General features: G+C 46.4%; 14 protein-coding genes. 13 read left to right on the top strand and 1 reads right to left on the bottom strand.

Annotated elements, in window-relative coordinates:
- Positions 1-9 precede the first annotated feature (9 nt).
- From AC4E8D_RS29515 to AC4E8D_RS29470, 10 genes are all read left to right on the top strand, one after another.
- Positions 10-2,445 carry a transcription initiation factor TFIID gene (locus tag AC4E8D_RS29515; protein WP_490205595.1) on the top strand — a complete coding sequence of 812 codons (2,436 nt, stop codon included), beginning with the start codon at positions 10-12 and terminating at the stop codon, positions 2,443-2,445.
- An 85-nt stretch (positions 2,446-2,530) separates the two neighbouring features.
- Entirely contained in the window at positions 2,531-3,814 is a 1,284-nt protein-coding gene (locus AC4E8D_RS29510; protein WP_221825534.1) for a vWA domain-containing protein, read from the top strand.
- Between the two features lie 19 nt (positions 3,815-3,833).
- Positions 3,834-4,481: a hypothetical protein gene (locus tag AC4E8D_RS29505; RefSeq protein WP_062836882.1), complete on the top strand. Its 648-nt coding sequence runs from the start codon at positions 3,834-3,836 to the stop codon at positions 4,479-4,481.
- A gap of 90 nt (positions 4,482-4,571) precedes the next feature.
- Positions 4,572-5,831 carry a TRAFAC clade GTPase domain-containing protein gene (locus AC4E8D_RS29500; protein WP_024632789.1) on the top strand — a complete coding sequence of 420 codons (1,260 nt, stop codon included), beginning with the start codon at positions 4,572-4,574 and terminating at the stop codon, positions 5,829-5,831.
- Positions 5,828-9,049, top strand: a complete 3,222-nt coding sequence (locus AC4E8D_RS29495; protein WP_221825533.1) for a GAP1-N2 domain-containing protein — start codon at positions 5,828-5,830, stop codon at positions 9,047-9,049. The genes AC4E8D_RS29500 and AC4E8D_RS29495 overlap by 4 nt, the downstream gene beginning before the upstream one ends.
- Before the next feature lie 655 nt (positions 9,050-9,704).
- Positions 9,705-10,589, top strand: a complete 885-nt coding sequence (locus AC4E8D_RS29490; RefSeq protein WP_221825532.1) for an ABC transporter ATP-binding protein — start codon at positions 9,705-9,707, stop codon at positions 10,587-10,589.
- Between the two features lie 93 nt (positions 10,590-10,682).
- Positions 10,683-11,495: a (2Fe-2S)-binding protein gene (locus AC4E8D_RS29485; protein WP_221825528.1), complete on the top strand. Its 813-nt coding sequence runs from the start codon at positions 10,683-10,685 to the stop codon at positions 11,493-11,495.
- Positions 11,496-11,647: 152 nt separating this feature from the next.
- Complete coding sequence (locus AC4E8D_RS29480) at positions 11,648-12,127, top strand: glutathione peroxidase (protein ID WP_062836886.1); 480 nt, start codon at positions 11,648-11,650, stop codon at positions 12,125-12,127.
- Positions 12,128-12,613: 486 nt separating this feature from the next.
- Positions 12,614-13,975, top strand: coding sequence for an FAD-dependent oxidoreductase (locus AC4E8D_RS29475; protein WP_221825527.1), 1,362 nt, complete (start codon positions 12,614-12,616; stop codon positions 13,973-13,975).
- Between the two features lie 302 nt (positions 13,976-14,277).
- Entirely contained in the window at positions 14,278-15,129 is an 852-nt protein-coding gene (locus AC4E8D_RS29470) for a formate/nitrite transporter family protein (RefSeq protein ID WP_339180085.1), read from the top strand.
- A 58-nt stretch (positions 15,130-15,187) separates the two neighbouring features.
- Here the strand turns inward: AC4E8D_RS29470 and AC4E8D_RS29465 are convergent, their stop codons facing one another.
- Positions 15,188-15,463, bottom strand: coding sequence for a hypothetical protein (locus AC4E8D_RS29465; RefSeq protein WP_221825523.1), 276 nt, complete (start codon positions 15,461-15,463; stop codon positions 15,188-15,190).
- A gap of 736 nt (positions 15,464-16,199) precedes the next feature.
- Here AC4E8D_RS29465 and AC4E8D_RS29460 point away from each other — a divergent pair.
- The 3 genes from AC4E8D_RS29460 (at position 16,200) to AC4E8D_RS29450 (ending at position 19,013) form a co-directional block, all read left to right on the top strand.
- Positions 16,200-16,493: an AbrB/MazE/SpoVT family DNA-binding domain-containing protein gene (locus tag AC4E8D_RS29460; protein WP_221825521.1), complete on the top strand. Its 294-nt coding sequence runs from the start codon at positions 16,200-16,202 to the stop codon at positions 16,491-16,493.
- 851 nt (positions 16,494-17,344) lie between these two features.
- Entirely contained in the window at positions 17,345-17,929 is a 585-nt protein-coding gene (locus AC4E8D_RS29455) for an RNA polymerase sigma factor (RefSeq protein WP_221825519.1), read from the top strand.
- Positions 17,898-19,013, top strand: a complete 1,116-nt coding sequence (locus AC4E8D_RS29450; RefSeq protein WP_339305987.1) for a DUF4179 domain-containing protein — start codon at positions 17,898-17,900, stop codon at positions 19,011-19,013. The genes AC4E8D_RS29455 and AC4E8D_RS29450 overlap by 32 nt, the downstream gene beginning before the upstream one ends.
- Positions 19,014-19,045 lie beyond the last annotated feature (32 nt).

Genomic DNA, 19,045 nt, shown 5'->3' with positions numbered 1-19,045 from the left:
GCGGCCGGGATGGAGTTCAATTCGAACAATACCCTGAAGCGTGATCTGGAGAAGTATGCAGCGCAGTATGCAATAGAGCAGGAGCGTCAAGGCAGCCTGGGTGATGGACGCAGCAGTATCCATTACCCGGCGTTGTTCCTGTTTGTGGGTGATCTGGTTGCACCTGCTGTGTCTGCTGTGCAGGAGATCAATCGGCTGAAATGGGATAACGGAGACGGTGTAGTCTACGTTCAGATCGGGACAGAAGATCAGAAAGAGCATCCGGTTGAAACGAGGAATGTTGGCTCGTCCGATGATGGTCAGGTGACTCGTCACCGCTTGCCTCTGTCCGCTGGGCAGACGGAGCGACCGTCCAAAACACGGCGTAAGGATGTACATCGCAGTTTCCACGAATCGGATCAGGCGCTCTACGATCTGAATCGTACGCTTCGGCGGGTCAGTAACCGAATTGCCGAATATGGACGGCTGTACTCGTCATTTGATCGGATTTACGTTACGGTGGTAACCAGAGCGGATGATCCGCTGAATGTATTGTTGCCAGAGCTCACCAAGCTGACGGAGACCATTTTGTCCCAAGCCTTCAAGTCCGTGCAGACGGATCTGCATGTATTGGTCAGTGAGATGGAACAGGTGGATTCCTTCGGGTATACCAGCGCAGCAGGCCTCGCTTTTCTGCGGGAACTGGATTATATGCAGTCCTTGGACTACACATTCAGCGGTAATCTGCTGGTGACGGAGGATGGGATCTCCATTCCGGTTACACATCCCGCGTCACCGTTGTTTGATCTGGTATATCTGTTGTCCGACAAAAATGAGCGCGGAACCGGCGTTCCCGGTGGCTGGATCGAAAATGCCGAGATCATCTGCCGCATCTGCCTGCTGAAGAACAGGAAGCAGGGAACGGATCACTCGGGTACCGTTTCAAGTACGGGAGCGAACACGTACAACAATACATCCTTTAAAAACAATATTCGTACCACCTCTGATCAGCATGGTTATGCCAGCGCGGGTTTTGCCGAGATCAGGCGGCCAAACAAGCCAATTGCACTGGCGGTGTTATATCACATGTATCGGTATCTGCTCGCACGCATGCGGCAAGAGCCGGATTGGAGCATCAAGGACAAGCTTGTTTTCTTTGGACTGGACGCGGCCTCGGTGGAACGCAAAGTTGAAGGCCTGCTGCCCGATGATGATCTGGTTAGTGGCATGAGCGGCATCATGACGCATAACGTCAGTTTCTCTGATCTGAAGCCACTCTCACTTCGTGAAGCGGAGAGAGCGTTGTTTGGACAAGGAGCCGAGTCATACTTCCGTGATAACGTTGTCCGTCTTGTCGAAGAGCGTGTGCGCGAGCGCAGCTCCGGCGGCTCTCTGCGCCGTCAGGCTGAACAATCCCGAGCGGAGCATCCAGAGGTTGGTTACTTCCAATGGGCAGCCTGGAGTGACAGTGAGCCTGGCAGTGTACGTGAAGCGCTGCTTGGACTGATTCGGGATAAATCGATGCAGCTTGAATCGGCACGTGCTCTGCTGGAGCAACGTCAGCAAGAGCGAGTGGAGGATCAGTCGTTCAAACGAGCGTTGTTCCGTGATAAGCAGAATGTGCGCAATCTGATTGACTGCATGCTGGAGCGAGTGTATGTACCAAAGGTAGAATTACTGCGACTGGAAAATGAATTACATCTGCTGCGCATCTACGATACGGAGATGGAAGAACTTCATCGTTTCAGTCGCCAAGTCACAGCAGCACTTGAAGCGCTGGAACGCACACTGCGGGAGACAGCTGCCCAAAGTATCGCTGCTGCCGATGAATACATCGGACAAAACGTGATGGAGTACTACGGCAAAGTGACGGAAGAGCTAATCATTGATTTGGAGGCCAAGCGCGGACGGGATGTATGGTTTGAGGACCGTTACATGGGAGACATGAACCGGCTCGCCACAGAAGGCGATGATCGTCTGTTGAAACGCCTGATGGAGGTATGTCACTCGTTGCTGCTTACGGCAGAGCCGTTGCAATTGCCATTTGAAGAAGAGCTGTTGCAACGAGCCAATGTAACGATTGCCTACGGAGACAAAGACGTATTAACCCGGGATGATCTGTTCCGCAGGTTATACCACACGCTGGAGGATCAGGCAGTTGTTCGGGTACGGGTATTCGATTATACGCAGGAACATCGGTATGAAGAAAAGTACTTCTTTGGCGACCATCATAGTGCTTTCATGGACTATGCGGCACATGCCGAAGAGACGTCACGCATCTACAAGTTGGGTGTGGTGTACGAAGAACGCAGCAGTGGTGTGGAGAAACTGAATCTGATGGGAGGTTTCCATCTGGAGGATCTCATGGTGTATCGGAACGGCAAGGTATATTATGACTCGTACACGGAGAATGGTTATGAACTTCACCCCGCAGGTCTGGTGGAAAAGTTGTCACCCATTCGTTAAGAAGTCTGGTGGTGTCCTACACCCAGCACCAATCTTGTATTAACTCAGCCTGTTTAGGGCTGGTATGGAAAGGATGCATGTAGACATGCAGCGAAAAATCAATCTTCTCCTGGTCCTGTTCAGCCTGATTGGCGGGGCAGTGGGCTTTGCGGCAGGAGAAATCATGCTGCGTCAATGGCTTGGGGAGATGCCACGTCTGTTGCTGATGGGATTATACTTTGGCGTACTGGCGCTGAGCGTTGGATTGTTCTGTTTGATCGCAGAGATGATCTCACCCAAGCTGAATGGCGCTTCATGGAAGCTCCGGTATCTGGGACTGTCGTGGAAATTGCTTGTTCCGGCAACACTCGCTCTGTTGTTTGTTGCTGGACTCGCCCTGCAATTGTTGTATCAGATCAATCCGGGCGGTGCGAAGCAAGTGAAAGACATCGTACTAATGATCGACAACTCGGGCAGCATGAATGATACAGATCCGGATAACGGACGCTTTGAAGCCGCCAAGACACTAATCAGCCAAATGGAGAGTGACAAACAGATAGCTGTCATTACGTTTGATGATCAACCGCAGTTGTTACAGCCGTTTATTGCGCTGGATAGTGAAGGGGCCAAGAATGAGGTTTATAGCAAAATCGATGGCATTGTCACAACTTCGGGCGGCACCAATTTTGATGCCGTGCTGCGGGAAGGCATGGAACAGATTCAGGGCAAACAGGACCCAAAACGCGGTACCGTCGTCATCTTGTTATCCGATGGCTTCAGTGAAGCGGACACGACCGATATTTTGTCCCAATATAACAACGAACAGATTGCCATTAATACAGTCGGCCTTAGTCTGGTAGACCCTTCGGGTACGGATTTGCTGCGTAACATTGCCCAGCAAACGGGTGGCATGTACTATGATGTACCGGATTCCGGTGGTCTGAATCTGGCATTCCAGCAGATCTACGATACGATTGATGAACGGACGCTGGTAACGGAGCGTACAGGCATGATGGAACATAGCGTTTATCTGGTGATTTTCCGTGTAGCAGCAGTGTTACTGATTGGAGTAGCATTGGGTGTGTCACTCGGACTCGTGTTTGATAACCGTCATCTCGCGCTCAGCTTTGGTATAGGCGGTGCGGTGTCGGGTCTACTGGCAGGGCTTCTGCTGGAGTGGGGACTCGACGGTTCGAACGTGGGTGATACATTTGTACGACTCGGTGCGATGCTCATTTTGTCTGGCGTATTGACCCTCTTCTCCTGGATTGTTCCGATCAAGGAGAACACGCCGCGGAAGAGCAGGGGGCGTCGTGAAGCTGGCGGCGGAACTTCTTCTGCCGAAGGGTTTGGTCAGAGACCAAGAGATACACGCAGCAAAGGATTCTAACGTCGGGAGGTCAATGGAAATGCGGTTTACGGATGCAGACCCTTCGACACCCTTGATTCGAAAACTGACACTTGCGGTGGACGAAGGGCGTTGTACACTTCGCTGGCTCTGGCCGGAACGGGTAGAAGCTGTCTATGTGGAACGGCTGGAGCTGGATATGATGAGCGATGATCGTACCGGGGAAGAGCCTGCACAGGGCAAGCTGAAGCTGTACACAAGAGAGGAATATAAGGCGAGCAATGGTTACACGGATCGGATTACAGGTTTTGGTGCCATCAAGTACACGGTTTATGTGTGTCAGATGCAGGAAGATGGGCCTGTGCTGATCCGTCAACGAGATGAGGACAACATGGTGATTGCAAGCGCAGGGAAGGCGGATATCCGCTTTTCCATTCGTTACAAGAGCGGTTTTTTTCAGAAACGAAAAAGTGTATTGATCACCGTCACAGCGGAAGTACCTGTTCCAAAGGAAGCCCTCTGTTATGTTCGCAAACAGGGCGGGGTTCCGCTGAATAAGGAAGATGGTACGGTGTATCCTTTTGTGAGTGATTTTGCTCCCGGAAGAAATGAGATGCCGCCCGTTGAAGTTGCCAAGGATGATTATGTGCGATTATTCTTCACGGACGGACCGAAATATGGAGCCGCCTATCGGCTTATATCAGACTAGATAGTTGGACTAGCGATTGGAAGGTTACTCTGTCATCGTAGTGCAAGTGTAAATCACCTTAGTCTGACTGATCAGGGGAGGGGAGTGGCTATGAGCTTTTTTAGTCGGTTTTTGAAGAGACAACAGCCGGAGGAACGTCCGCTGTTTTACGATATTGTATGCCCTTATTGTTTCAGCAAGTTTTCACCGGAAGAGGTGGTGTTCCGCGCCGCCCATCACCGCGATGATGATGAGGACTACGCACTCGGGGAAGATGCAAAGTTGAATCGGTATCGTGAAAGATTCGGACTCGACACGGTATTTGATATGGAGGCTGTATTGGCTCCGCATGATGTACCGGAGGAACATCGAATTTATTCCGATAACATCGTGATGGGTCTGAACGATCGGTACGGTGTCGTTACACGCCGCCGGTTGTGTCCGCAATGTCATAACGAGCTACCTGTTACGGCAGGTAAAGCACCAAGCAATATCATTTCTATCATTGGTGCATCCCAGGTGGGGAAATCCGTCTATATGACTTCACTAATTCATACATTGCAGCATTATACGGCCGATCATTTTGATGCGGCTTGCATGCCATTGAATGCGGAGATCAGCCGCCGGTTCCGTGCAGATTATGAAGAACCGTTGTTCGAACGGGGGGATCTGCTGGATTCCACACAGAAGGAGAAATTGCAGGAGCCGTTTATCTTCCAGTTTGTGTTCAAGGATGAAGATAAAGCACCGCTGACACTGGTTTTCTTTGACGTTGCGGGTGAAGGTATGGTGGAGCAGGATTATCTCGGACTTCACGGGCAGCATATCAAGAACTCGGCAGGTATCCTGTTCATGGTGGACCCGCTTCAGATTCGTTCGATTCGGGACAAAATCCGCATTAACCTCGGCAATGAGCCGGGAGAGTGGACACCACGATACGATGAGCCACGTGACGTGGTACTGACGATGTTTGGAGATTTTATCGCGTATCAGGATAAAGCCAAGACCAATATTCCAACAGCCGTTGTGCTCACGAAAAGCGACATGTTGCATTCCCTCAAGGATGAAGAGGGCGATTATATCAAATCCAACAGTAATGTCTTCCGCAACATGGTGCACCGCGATTGGTTCGACTTAACCGAGTTCGAGAATATCGATGGGGAGATCCGGCGTTTTATCGAGAAAGTGGATCGTCCGTTCAAGGGCACGATGGATGTGTACTTCAAGGATACAGCCTATTTCGCAGTATCTGCGTTGGGCAGCAATCCGGTGGATATGAAATTGCAGGGTGTGGTTAGTCCGATTCGCGTGGATGAACCCTTCTTATGGCTATTGTACAAGCTGAAGTACATTGAGGGGAGAGTGGGATGATGCGTTCTTCCGTAACCCCGCCCATTGAACAACAGCTGTATACCCGAGAGCGGCGCGGGGTGTTTCGCACAACAGAGGGGTTTGATACGATTGCGGCATCGCCGGGACTGGACCCTTCTTTTATCAAAAAAGTGCTTCACCCCTACTGTGTCTATGACGCTCCAGCGGAGCTAACAGGCCGTAGCGAGAAGGACGAGACGAAGTTTCCGGCTTCCATTCACCTGCTTCATCTGGAGAGTGGAGAGACGATTCTTGGGCAAAATGTGTACCAGTCTGCAGATTTCACCGGGCTGCGCAGTGCCTTTTTTGCACATAATTACGTCTTGTCTCCCGAACGCTCGGAAGAGCAGATGAAACAAGGCGGCTGGCTGGATGCCGTGTTCGCCACGTCCTATGACATCGAACAAGGTACAGTTCTGCCGGCGCTTGCTGAATTGCCTATATCACCTCGGAGCGGACAGGGTGGGGCGACCGATGCTGGCGTAGGATCACCAACCCAAGTGCTGAGCGCTTTGAAAATGAACGAAGTGCTGTTCAAGCGCCTGCTCTATGCGGTAATGCAGTCTGTAGCGACACGCAGAAAAGTATACATTGCGCTGGACCTTCCCGCAGAGGAAGTGACCGCAGGGGCCAAAGGATTGTTACGTTTACTGTACACGGCTTTACCCTACGCATTCCGGCGGCAGCTGGGATTCATGACGTTTGCCAAGGAGCCACAGGCCAAGAAGGGCATTCACGTCCAGTTTGTAGAGCGAGGAACGTTACGTCCGAAAGATCGGAATACGGAGAAGGATTTCACCTTTGATCTGGTATCCGGCAGAGTGACACATGCGGATGCATCTGTGGCGAAGTTACCTTACGCCGAATTCGCTTGGGCCTTATTGCAGGAACCTGCGGCGGCGGATGCGTTCTATACGTTTGCGGATGAGATGCTGTCAGGAATGGAGCCTGGACGGGAACTTTCCATTGAAGCATATGGTGAACTTGCGGTGTTCTATGGTCTTGAACAAGGCATGGAAGACCTGTATCTGGATAACAAAAGTCATGTCCTGAGTGGTTTGCTGACCTATTTGAAGCCGGATGGTGGATCGCAGCAACGATCCCGTCTGAACGAGCTGTTCCTGACCTTGCTCAGTAGGGAACTGGACAGTGTGAAGCGTGAGAACGTACCCGAAGAAGACGTCGCAGCTCGCATTGGAGAATATTTCAGTGTTGCCGCGCCCGTGGTACAATCACGGATTGTGGACTATTTCATCTACGGTGTGAATAATGCCCGCGCCCAGAAGCGTATGCGTGCTGTGCAGGAATTGTATGCTGTGCTGGATCGGGATCCGCAGCTGAATCGAGCTTTCTTTGATAAAGTGCTGGCCAATGAATCGCTTACCAAGCTGTTGTTCGAGCCTTATCTCGACAATCAGCTGAAACGCACGGAATCGGCAGCGAACGTTGTGGAAGTGATCCGAAGATGGGTTACGTCCCATCCATCTGCGATCCACTACAGCTTCTTGCAGGAGCGGACAGCCAATGAGCTGCGTGAACGGTTATGTTCTGCGCCTAATCCGGTACAATCTGCGAATGAAGCACTCCAACGGGTTAGCATACTCGATAGGGTATCTGTGGAAGGTACTTATGATACAGGCATTACGGCACGAATTGGTCAAACTGAAGCTACAGCCCGCCCTAATCGAAAAGGGGGATCTCCGGCTGCCAGTCAAGATCCGGCGTATCAGGAGGAGTTAACCCGCCTTGCAGACAAGCTCGCTTATGTCATTAACCTGTTTATGATTCAGGATCTCGATCTGGATCGGGTTAACCGTGAACAGTTGTTAAGCATCGATATTTTGCAGCATGGCAATGAGGTGCGGGATTGGGCGGCACGTCAGGGCTCTGATGTATCCGCTCGAACGAACATGATGCTGGCTGCGAGAGTGTGGCTTAGTGGCGAGGGGAATGAAGAAGAGGCCTTGGAGGCACTTTCCCTGGCAGAACGCAATGAACTTCAACGCTGGACGCGTCGCTGGCTTGCCGGAGAGCTGCAGGCTCATCCGGGGATTGCGGCATATGAAGCTTTGCCGATGGCTTTTTATAGGGGAGGAAGCGGCAGCAATCGGTTGGATTATCCTGGCCTGATTGAATTCATCCGCACGAATGCAAGTCGTGCTGAAGGGCTGTATCCATTCTTCGAATGGTCAGGAGATCATCGAATGTTTGTCCGGGGTTCCAGTGCGCATAAAGGATATGCGGATGCGATCGTGGCGTATTTCAAAGCCCATGACCGGGAAGCTTTCAAGTCGAAGTCAGCTTTCAAACCGTATTACGTGAGAGCCAGCAAGACAATGAAGCCGGTCTATGACCGTGCGAAGACGGAATTGTCCTCTCCACTGGTGCGGATGCTAACGGGTAAAAGGAAAAATCTGTTCGGATTAATCCTCTTGATCCTGGTTCTTGGTATTGCTGGCGGTACATATGCATGGATGAAAGATTCTGTAGAGCCGCCAGCGGCATCCCCTCCATCTACCCAGGAGCCTGTCATACCGGCTGAACCTGAGGTGCAGCTCGCGGAGCAGATTGCTTATATGATTCCTACGAGTGACCAGGAGGGTACGGAATTACCTGCTCAACTGGTGATCCGTTTCAGGAATGATACGGGAAGCACTGAGTTTGAGCAAGGCAAACTTCAATTGACGATGAAGGATGATAGCACTCAGGAGTTGGATACTACAGGCAAGTGGGAGAGTTTTAATCGGAATGAGGAGCCAGATAAGCAAGTTCCTTCCGATAGTAGTTCAGGAAGTACTTCCGAAGGGAGTACGGATGGGTCGTCAGCGGGAAACGCGGGGAACTCAGAGCAGACGGAGGAAGGCGATCAACAGGCCGATCCTTCAACATCGGGTGATTCCACTTCAGATCCTGCTACCGATACAACAACGGATACAGGGACGAATGCATCGTCTAATGCTGCGAGTGGAGACGCGGATCAAGGTACGGATGCAGATCAATTTACTGGTTCCACATCGCCTGACACATCTGTATCCAATGAACAGGGTGCGGATGCGAACACTCCTGCACAGATGTCTATTGGAGAGGTAGATCGTCTCTATCCGTATGGATTGCAGATTGATCTTCCAGCGAATATGGATGCCGAGAGCATTGTCAGTGTGAAGAGTACGCAGGGCAATATGACGGTGATCCAATTGATGCCGCAGCCGAAGCTCTAAGTTATTTTATATGAACATGTTGCATAGATTCATTAAGTGTCTTTTGATCCAATAATGAAAAATGCTGACTTCATACCTTATTAAACGAGCGTATGTGAGATGACCTTGAACTTGAATTTCAAGGTCATTTTTTTTATTTGATATGGCGGCTGAATAGATTGAACTAACATTTACACAAAAACGCAGAGGACAGAAATAACCTGAAGAAGTGAAGCGTTCGCCTAAAAGCTTTCTAAAGGAAAGCTACATCGGAAGCATATACTATCCCCGGATTTACCCTTTACAAAAGGATCAAAAAATCTGGGGATAACAGCGATCAGAAGGTTGTTCTGTCATCGGAGTGGCCACATTCACAATTCGGACACAAAATTTGCAATTCAAGAGTTTGAAAGACAGTGAGAAGTGATAAAGTGCGCGGAATGAATGAGAAAAGATCTCATGTGTACTTGAGAAAAGAGGGCGATTTCTGCTATAGAAAAACCAAATAAAGCACAAAAAGAGAAGGAAATTTGGTTTTTTATGTTGACAAATGATAATGATTATCAGTATCTTTAGTGTAGAAGATATTTGCGTCGGAAATACACAGAATTACAATTTCGTTTTTGTTGCCATAGCCGGATTACATAACCGGGATAAATGAGAGAGGGATGATCGCATGTTTCGTCTGGAGACGACCAAGCTGGATATCGCTTATGAGGAAAGACTAATTGTAGAGGATCTGAACATTCAGATTCCCCAAGGAAAAATTACAGCACTTGTTGGAGCCAATGGTTCAGGGAAGTCAACCATCCTGAAAACGATGGCACGTATTATGGCTCCAAAAGCAGGTAACGTATTGCTCGACGGGAAGTCCATTCATAAACAATCCACGCGTGAAGTTGCCAAGCAGCTTGCGATTTTGCCACAGAATCCAACAGCCCCTGAAGGTCTTACTGTTACTGAACTGGTATCGTATGGTCGCTTTCCTTATCAAAAGGGATTTGGCTCCATGCGTGCGGAAGACAAACGCATGATAGAATGGGCTATCGAAGTGACAGCCATGACTGAATTCCATGATCGTCCGATTGATCAACTGTCCGGTGGACAGCGTCAACGTGCCTGGATTGCTATGGCACTTGCACAAGAAACAGATATCCTTTTCCTGGACGAGCCGACTACGTTCCTGGATATGGCTCACCAGCTCGAAGTATTGCAATTACTGGAGCAACTGAATGCCACAGCCAACCGTACCATTGTTATGGTTGTGCATGACTTGAATCATGCTTCCCGCTACGCACATCACATGATTGGTATCAAAAAAGGTAAAGCCATCGCTCATGGTTCACCTGTGGAAGTTATGAATTCGGATGTACTTCGTGAAGTATTTAACATTGAAGCAGATATCGTGATTGATCCACGCTCCGGTGTACCACTCTGCTTGCCTTACGCTCTTGCAGGCGAACGTCAGCAATCGAAAACACCAGACCAGATGGTCATGAACAGTGCGATGGTTCATGCTGGAGGACGGACAGAACCACGTGTTCAAGCGACAGGAAGTTAACGAAATGGGCCATATGTGGTCCTTACATTATAGAATGAAGCCGCTGTGCATAATGCACGCGGCTCATTCGCATTCATGGGAGGTTTGCAACCAATGGGAGCAATCAACTACACGTGGTTAGAGCAATATGGACGTATAACGACCGGTCCGGTTAACGAACCGGTTTTTGGCATGCCTTTGACATTGTTAAGACATCCGGAGAACGCAAAGCTTATGCTCGAAGTCTATAATAAGCACCTGCGTACAGATTCTCTTCGCTCTGCTGCTGTATATTTCATGCACTCTGTTCGCGGTTTAGTGCTCGGTATTCATTACTTGACATCTATGTGTGATGCATCGCTGAATATTTCGTTGGAGAATATCCATTTGCAGTTGGAGGTTCAGGAAGGGCGTCCTGTAATCCATTTTCAGATTGTGGATGCAACCGAGTATGCCCATCCTGGTTCAGTCGACAGCAGTGTTGGAGCTGTATCTCCTTGGCGGAATGAGCTACTTACAGCATATTACGGTGAACAACTACGCCCACTGATTGAGGGGGTGGCCCTTGCGGGAGAAGCAAACACGGGTCAGATGTGGGCACAGTTCGCATCCATCCTGAGATGGTTCAAGACGATGGTGGTAAAGATGGACATTACAGAATCGGAACGAGAAGCTGTAATTCAGGGATATGAGCATGTCATTGCCATGCCACCGGAGATTCTGGGGTTACGCAAGAACTTGCTGTCATTCAAACCGGTCGAGATTGCTAATCCCCATCAACCTGGAGAGACCATGCTGATGAAGCCGACATGTTGCCTGCACTATCAGGTGTACGGTGGTCAGAATTACTGTTACAGCTGTCCCAAACTGACCAAGGCCGAGCGGCAAGAGCGGTATGATGCAATTGTGGCTGCCAAGTCAGGTTGAAGTGAGTCGGGAGCAAAGGGATATGGGTAGATCCGAGATTTGGTAATCGCATCCGATCAGGTTTATAATAATAAGACAGGCTGTAGGTTCATTGGTTATGCCAACGTGCTCGCAACAGTCCAAACCAACATATGTCATGGGAGGAATCAGTCATGTCCGTATATTCATATCAGGCGGTAACTACCGCGAACCAAGAAGTCTCACTGGATCTGTATCAAGGTAAGGTATTGGTCATTGCCAATACAGCCAGCAAGTGTGGACTGACCCCGCAATACGGTGAATTGCAAAAGCTCTATGATCGTTATCGCGATCAAGGCTTGGTTGTACTGGGTTTCCCTTGTAACCAGTTTGGAGGGCAGGAGCCAGGTACAAGTGAGGAAGCCGAATCATTTTGCCAGATTAACTATGGTGTGAATTTCCCGGTGTTTGCCAAGGTAGATGTGAATGGTGAGGAAACACATCCTCTATTCCAATACCTGAAGGAGCAACAACCCGGCGTAGGCGAAACAAGCGACATCCAATGGAACTTTACCAAGTTCCTTGTTAACCGTGAAGGTGAAGTGGTAGGTCGTGTTGAACCGAAAGAATCCCCGGAGACCATGATTGCAGATATCGAGAAATTGCTCGGTTAATACATGAACGTTGAGAAGCCTATCCTCGTATAAACGAGGATAGGCTTTTTTGATTATTTTATATACGCAGATTTATTCTCTTCACAGGTAGGAGTTGGCTCCATGAAATCAACTCTCTGTAATGAAAATTGAAGACATTTATTTTTTGTACAACTAAAACATGAATGAAAGGCACGCTTCTAACTTTATGCGTCCATACAGGGATCGCGGAAGCCTTTGCATAGCATAAATCGACCCGAATCCGGGGAAAATGAAATCAATAAAATGAAGGGAAGAAAAGCTGAAGAAAAGCTTGAATACAGGGAAATGACTTCTTTCGACAAACTTTTTTTGCTCAACCTATTGCAATGTGAAAAAGATCACATTATAATGAGTGTATAAAGTGAAATTAATCACATACACAGTATCGATTAAGAAGTGAAATATTTCACAACCATAACAACCTTATATTCAAACTCATTTATATATTTCGAGGAGGAACTTTTAATGAAAATCGCAGTTATCGGATGTACACACGCAGGGACCGCAGCCATCGTAAATACCGCCAAATTGTACCCGGATGCTACCATCACCGTGTATGAGCGCAATGACAATATCTCCTTCCTATCTTGTGGCATTGCGCTCTACGTAGGTGGGGTTGTGAAAGACCCTGACGGTTTGTTCTATTCTTCGCCTAATCAATTGGCAGATCTCGGCGTTGTAACCAAGATGCTTCATGAAGTTACAGCAGTTGATGCCAAGGGTCATACCCTTCAGGCTAAAAACCTGAAAACTGGGGAAGAATTTGAAGATACGTTTGACAAACTGATCGTGACAACGGGTTCTTGGCCTGTCGTTCCGAAGCTTGAAGGCATCGACAAGGATAACATTTTACTTTGCAAAAATTACAATCACTCCAATACGATTATTGAAAAAGCCAAAGATGCCAAACGTGTTACCGTTGTAGGTGCAGGATATATCGGCGTAGAGCTGGTGGAAGCTTTCCAGATGAACGGCAAGGAAGTTACCCTGATCGACAGTGTGGACCGGATTTTGAACAAATACCTGGACCCTGAATTCACAGATGCGATCGAAGATACGTTGACTGGACGCGGTATCAAGCTGGCTCTTGGTCAGACGGTACAGAAGTTTACTGGAGAAAATGGCAAAGTGACCAAGGTGATCACGTCCAAAGGTGAGTTTGAAACCGATCTGGTTATTCTGTGCATCGGCTTCCGTCCAAATACAGAGCTGCTCAAAGGCCAAGTGGATATGCTGCCAAACGGTGCGATCATCGTGGATAAATATATGCAAACCAGTCAAAAAGACGTCTTCGCTGCGGGTGACAGCTGTGCTATCCATTATAACCCTACAGGCAAAGCATCTTACATTCCACTGGCGACTAACGCTGTGCGGATGGGTACACTGGTAGCCCGCAACCTGGTTCGCCCTACGACACCGTATATGGGTACACAAGGAACATCGGGTATCAAAATTTACGAGCAAAATATCGCGGGTACCGGGATGACGGAAACATCTGCTGCTGACGAAGGTCTGATCGTGGAATCCGTGGTACTGGAAGACAGCTACCGTCCGGAGTTCATGCCTACGGCTGAGAAACTGTTACTCAAAGTGGTATATGAGCAGGCTACTCGTCGAATTGTCGGAGCGCAAGTAATGTCACAGGTTGATCTGACTCAATCGATTAATACGATCTCGGTCTGCATCCAAAACAACATGACCGTAGATGAGCTGGCCTTCATCGACTTCTTCTTCCAGCCACATTACAACAAACCGTGGAACTTCCTGAACACGGCGGGTCTGCAAGCACTGCCTCCAATAGAAGTAAAAGCACCAGCAATGGTGTAAGGAAGCAGAATAGATGTTGATATAAAATACTGAACCATAAAATGCACAAAGGCTGGCGAGCATATCGTCAGTCCTTTTTTGTATATCTGTAATGGAGGTGTAAGTAACATGCACGATATCCCTTGCTGTCAGAGTCATTCAATGACAAGCATGAATAACGACTTTTATACATAACATTGTGATAATTTGCACAAAGTTTTGTATAAGACCAAGATACAATTAGGATATGGTATTCAACGCATAACTAATGAATTTTAGATGGTCTTATCCAATGATGAACAATGAAGGAGAGGATGAATGATATGGCAGCAAAAACACCTCTTGAGGTTGCACAATATACGGCGCAAACAGGAATGAAGAAGGCACAATATCGGGACTCTTCTGTACTGGTGCTCAGTTTTCTGGCAGGGGCTTTTATCGCGCTGGGTTTTCTACTGGATATTCGGGTAATTGCTTCTGCGCCAGCAGAGTGGGGAAGTTTGGTTAATTTGATCGGTGCGGCGGTATTCCCAGTTGGATTGATTATGGTGCTCATTGGTGGTGGCGAGTTGCTGACGGGAAATATGATGGCTGTTCCACTCGCGACAATTGCACGAAAATTATCCGCGGGCAGCATGTTGAAAAATCTGACGTTAGTGACGATTGGTAACTTTGTTGGAGCTTTGTTTGTCGCGTATGCGTTTGGACATGTGCTTGGTCTGACTGGAGAGGGTGTATATCTGGCGAAAGTGGTGGATATGGCTGGACATAAGCTGCATGATGGATTCCTGCAGGCTTTTATCTCCGGCATCGGCTGTAACTGGCTGGTTGCGCTGGCCGTGTGGTTATCCTATGCATCCGATACGATGAGTGGCAAAGTACTAGGCATTTGGTTTCCAACGATGGCATTTGTGGCGATTGGATTCCAGCACGTTGTGGCCAATATGTTCCTCATCCCGGCAGCAATCTTCGAAGGACATTATTCGTGGGGTCAATATGTGATGAATTTCATTCCGGTATGGCTCGGGAATCTGACTGGAGGAGCTTTGTTTGTAGCTGCAGCCTATTGGGTGGTGTACCTGCGCCAAGTTGAGCCGAAAGTGAAGCCAGAGATAGCAACGTCGATCGAACCTGTGGAGACGGAGGCTAGAGCGATGTGGAGCAAACAAGCATAGAGGGCATTGCGTAGCATGTGTGGACGTAGGTCGTCCCCAACTGCCAATTAAATTTTTATTATTCAAAATATGAATTCATTGTTGCCCACATTCGATTGTACTCGCTTCGTACCGCTGAGAATGCACCGGGCTTTTCAGATTTATTGTTTGAATTTGGCTCAAACGTTAAATATTTATTACGTGATTTGCACTCATAGTTTTTGCTATTTATAAGGAATTCAATTCTATCTTTAAATGGTCTGTCTAATAATTTAACCACCATAATGTCTCCAGTACTGGTGGTTCTAGCAGGAAAATAAATCAAAAAGTAACCTTGTTCAAATCGGTACTCCATAGCACTTACCTCCATTCGAATATAGAATTTATTGCTAGTTAACTAAACCATCAAAAAGTATCTATACATCAATTATACATGATGAAGTTAGTGCATAATATTATTGTTTTTATCACCAATTTAGAGAGTTAACTGGACTCATTTGTGTACGTTACGGAAGGAAATAAAGTTTCACTATGACGATGATTAGGATGGGATTGCGTTCGATAAAATTATATCGGCGCGTACATGAATCCAGAAATTACAATTACAAATAAGTTCTAAGAAAAGGGCATTCCTGGATTATTGGGAACGCCTTTTGTGTGTCCTGTTGCAACCTAGGCTTGGTTTAAACAAGCCTAGACTAAGGGAAGGATTTCGGATCAGGAAGGGCTTCAGCTTCTGCAGGAGGATCGAAGGAGTGTTTATACCAATCAAGAAGACTAGGGCAAGAGCGGCCACCTAAGAGCCGCTACGCACTGCTGGGGGGTTACTTGGCCCGATACCTAGAGCGCCTAAGCCGTCCCGGCCAAGGCGCTTTAGGTTCCTGTGCCGCGCTTCACACCCCGCACTGAGCCTTAACAGATATTAAAGACCACCAACGTTCGTCTTTTAAGGCAATTTGGATGCTTGGCCAGCTCCTGCAGCTTGCCTATTTTTGTTCAAAACCCGAACATTCCATAGATAACATTATCTTAATATCCGATAGAACTATAAATAATATGGTACAATAAGGAAAAAAATAGGAGAGGAAACGGTGATGAAAAAAGATAAAGATACGGGAATGGTATACCACATAGACGCACTTGGACGTATTGTATTGCCTATTGAACTGAAGCATAACCTGGGGATCGAGCATGGAGATCCAATTGAATATTTTTTTGATGATCCACGCATAATTTTGCGGAAGTATAGAACATGTGAATGTACATTTTGTTCCGCAACGGAACAACTTACCTACTTTAAAGATTATTTCATTTGCAGTTCATGTATAAAAGAAGCTTTAGGGTCTGCTTGCTGCTACGTAGGGAGAGGAACGAAAAGCTTCTAAAAAAGAAGTGGTTCCTTCCATTGAAAAAAAACGACAGCCCCCAAGCGACCGGCATGCTGCTGCTCTCTCCGATCCGGACGAGATTCGCGCAGCTCCCACCCAGGACATCAGGACATGAGCTGAAGACGAGATCCATGCAGAACAATTAGAAAGTATCGAAAGATTTTGAAATATCATTGCGATACTTTTCGTGAACATCCGGGATAGGCCAAGGCATATTAATGAATTTGTATGTTCAACTTCACCCACCGAGCAAATTTCTTGTGCACCTCTGTTATGTTCAACACTGCGATAAGATAAGCACTTTGCAACCCCGGAATATCTACCCCTAGAATAATTTCCATCAAATGATTTTAATTAAATCTTTCTTTTCTTCATGTTCGTACATCCAATCACGATGGATTTGCATATTTCCTTTACCATAAATGGTGAAATGAATGCCTCGGTCCGAATCGTGAATGAGCCCTTTTCCTGGTTTCTGCGCATTGCAGGCCTTCTTTAGGCTCCTCTGTGCGGGTTTGGTTGCGTATAATTTGCTTCGAGCCACTGGGCAAACTTTGCTGCAGGACCGGATGCTCCGGCACAAACGATGGTCAACCGCAGGCTTTATATGACCTCGTCAAGCTAAATAATAAGTAATACATAATCGAGCAAGGACTTGGTGTAAGACAAGCTCTATTTCCCTGTGTCTGAAGGCAAACAAATCTACTCCCCCTACTAATCACACGAATCGCTGCAAGCAAAGAGGAGGGAGATGGCAGTCGAAAGTATTTATAAAATAAAGAATAGCTAAGTGTCACAAATTGAAGTTTCCAATTGTTATATAAGTACACGGAAGGAGGCGATATCAATTGACTTCTGAACATCCAGACAATATTGACAGTGAGGAAATTGATCAAGTAATTCAGCAAATAAAGAAAGGCGATACTGATAAGTTCAGAGTCATCATTGAGAAGTACCAGAGGAGAGTTTACCTCTATAGTTATTACTTACTGAATGATAAAGAACAAGTAGATGACGCAGTTCAAGATATTTTCATTAAAGTGTATCAACATATTGGTGACTATACTAAAACAGTTTCTTTTTCTGCTTGGATTCACAAGATCGTTTATAACCACTCTATAAATTTAAATAAGAAGAAATTCAGAGATTATCAACTGCTTCTTGATTTTCAATATTTAAACAAAGTTTCATCCACTAATGAAAACCAGAAAAATTACATTGATGTGTTATTACAACAGCTTAATTTCAATGAAAAATACATTTTACTATTACGGGCTGTAGAGGAGTATTCTTTTGATGAGGTGGGCCATGTACTTAACATAACTGCAGCAAATGCTAGAAAAAAATATGAACGTATTCGAAAAAAATTAAATAGACACAGAAATGGAGGTTATGAAGAACATGAAAAAACACTTGGAACCACAAGAGGATGAAGTAATAAATAAAATTCGTGAAATGGATCCAAACAAGGATTTCTCAGATATCATTATGACAAAAATTAAAGAACAAAATATAAAACCTATCACCACTATTGAAAGGAGAATAAAAGTGAAGAAAAGGGTTATTGCTACAACGGTTGCTGCTAGTTTAACGCTGGTGATTGCAAGTGGATTTGTGTCACCTACAATGGCTGAATCTTTGCAACAAGTTCCTGGGGTAAAGAGTATCTTTAAGCTAGCAGGAGACTTAGGGTTAAAGGTAGCAGTTAAAGAGAATTTAGTTAACTTCCCTAACGTAAGTGCATCAAATGAAAACATATCTTTGGTAGTACCGGAAATTATTTATGATGGGACGAGAGTTTCCTTGAGCTTAGAGCGAAATCCAACAAGTGAATTATCAATCTCAAATAATCCATTAAAAAAAGATATTAAAAATATAAGTCTATTGATTAATGGTGAAGATATTCAATCTTTTGGTCCTGATAATTCAAACGACATTGGAGTATTTCAATATGCCGGTGTTGATAACAATTCAGTTATCCTTGAATTCTCAGATTTACGTAACCAAGAAGGGAAAATACTGCCTAATTCCTTTGATCTGACTTTGAATGTTGATCTTAAAGGAGAAAGCAAGCCTTTATCTATTGAAGTCCCTGTTGAGAAAAATGCCACAGACGCTTTTGTGACTAATATTAATGCGACAAAGAAGTTTGAAGATTTCACAATAAAATTTCAGAAAGTTGAAATTACACCAGTAACAACGAATCTATCAACTGTTTTGAGTTTACCAGAAGGAGAGGCGTATGATCCACTTACACTTAGCTTAGCCTATGATGTTGTCGATTCAGATGGAAACAGTCTAAAGTTACTTAGTTCTAATGAATGGCATGAAACGAATGGGAACGAGTTGACCTCAGATATTCGATTCCAGCCTTTTAATACAATACCAGACAAAATAACAATCAAACCTTACATTATTGAAATTAATGAGAATGGAACATTTAAACAGGATCCAAACGGTGAGGTTTTAAAACAGTACCTAACTAATCTTGAGGTAGAAGTTCAAATTAAAAAGTAATTATAAAAAGGTCAGTAATTGGGTTACCCCAA

This window comes from Paenibacillus sp. SRL342 (assembly GCF_984798905.1).
The sequence above is the reverse complement of the archived record's forward strand: the minus strand, read 5'-3'. Positions and strand labels throughout refer to the sequence as shown.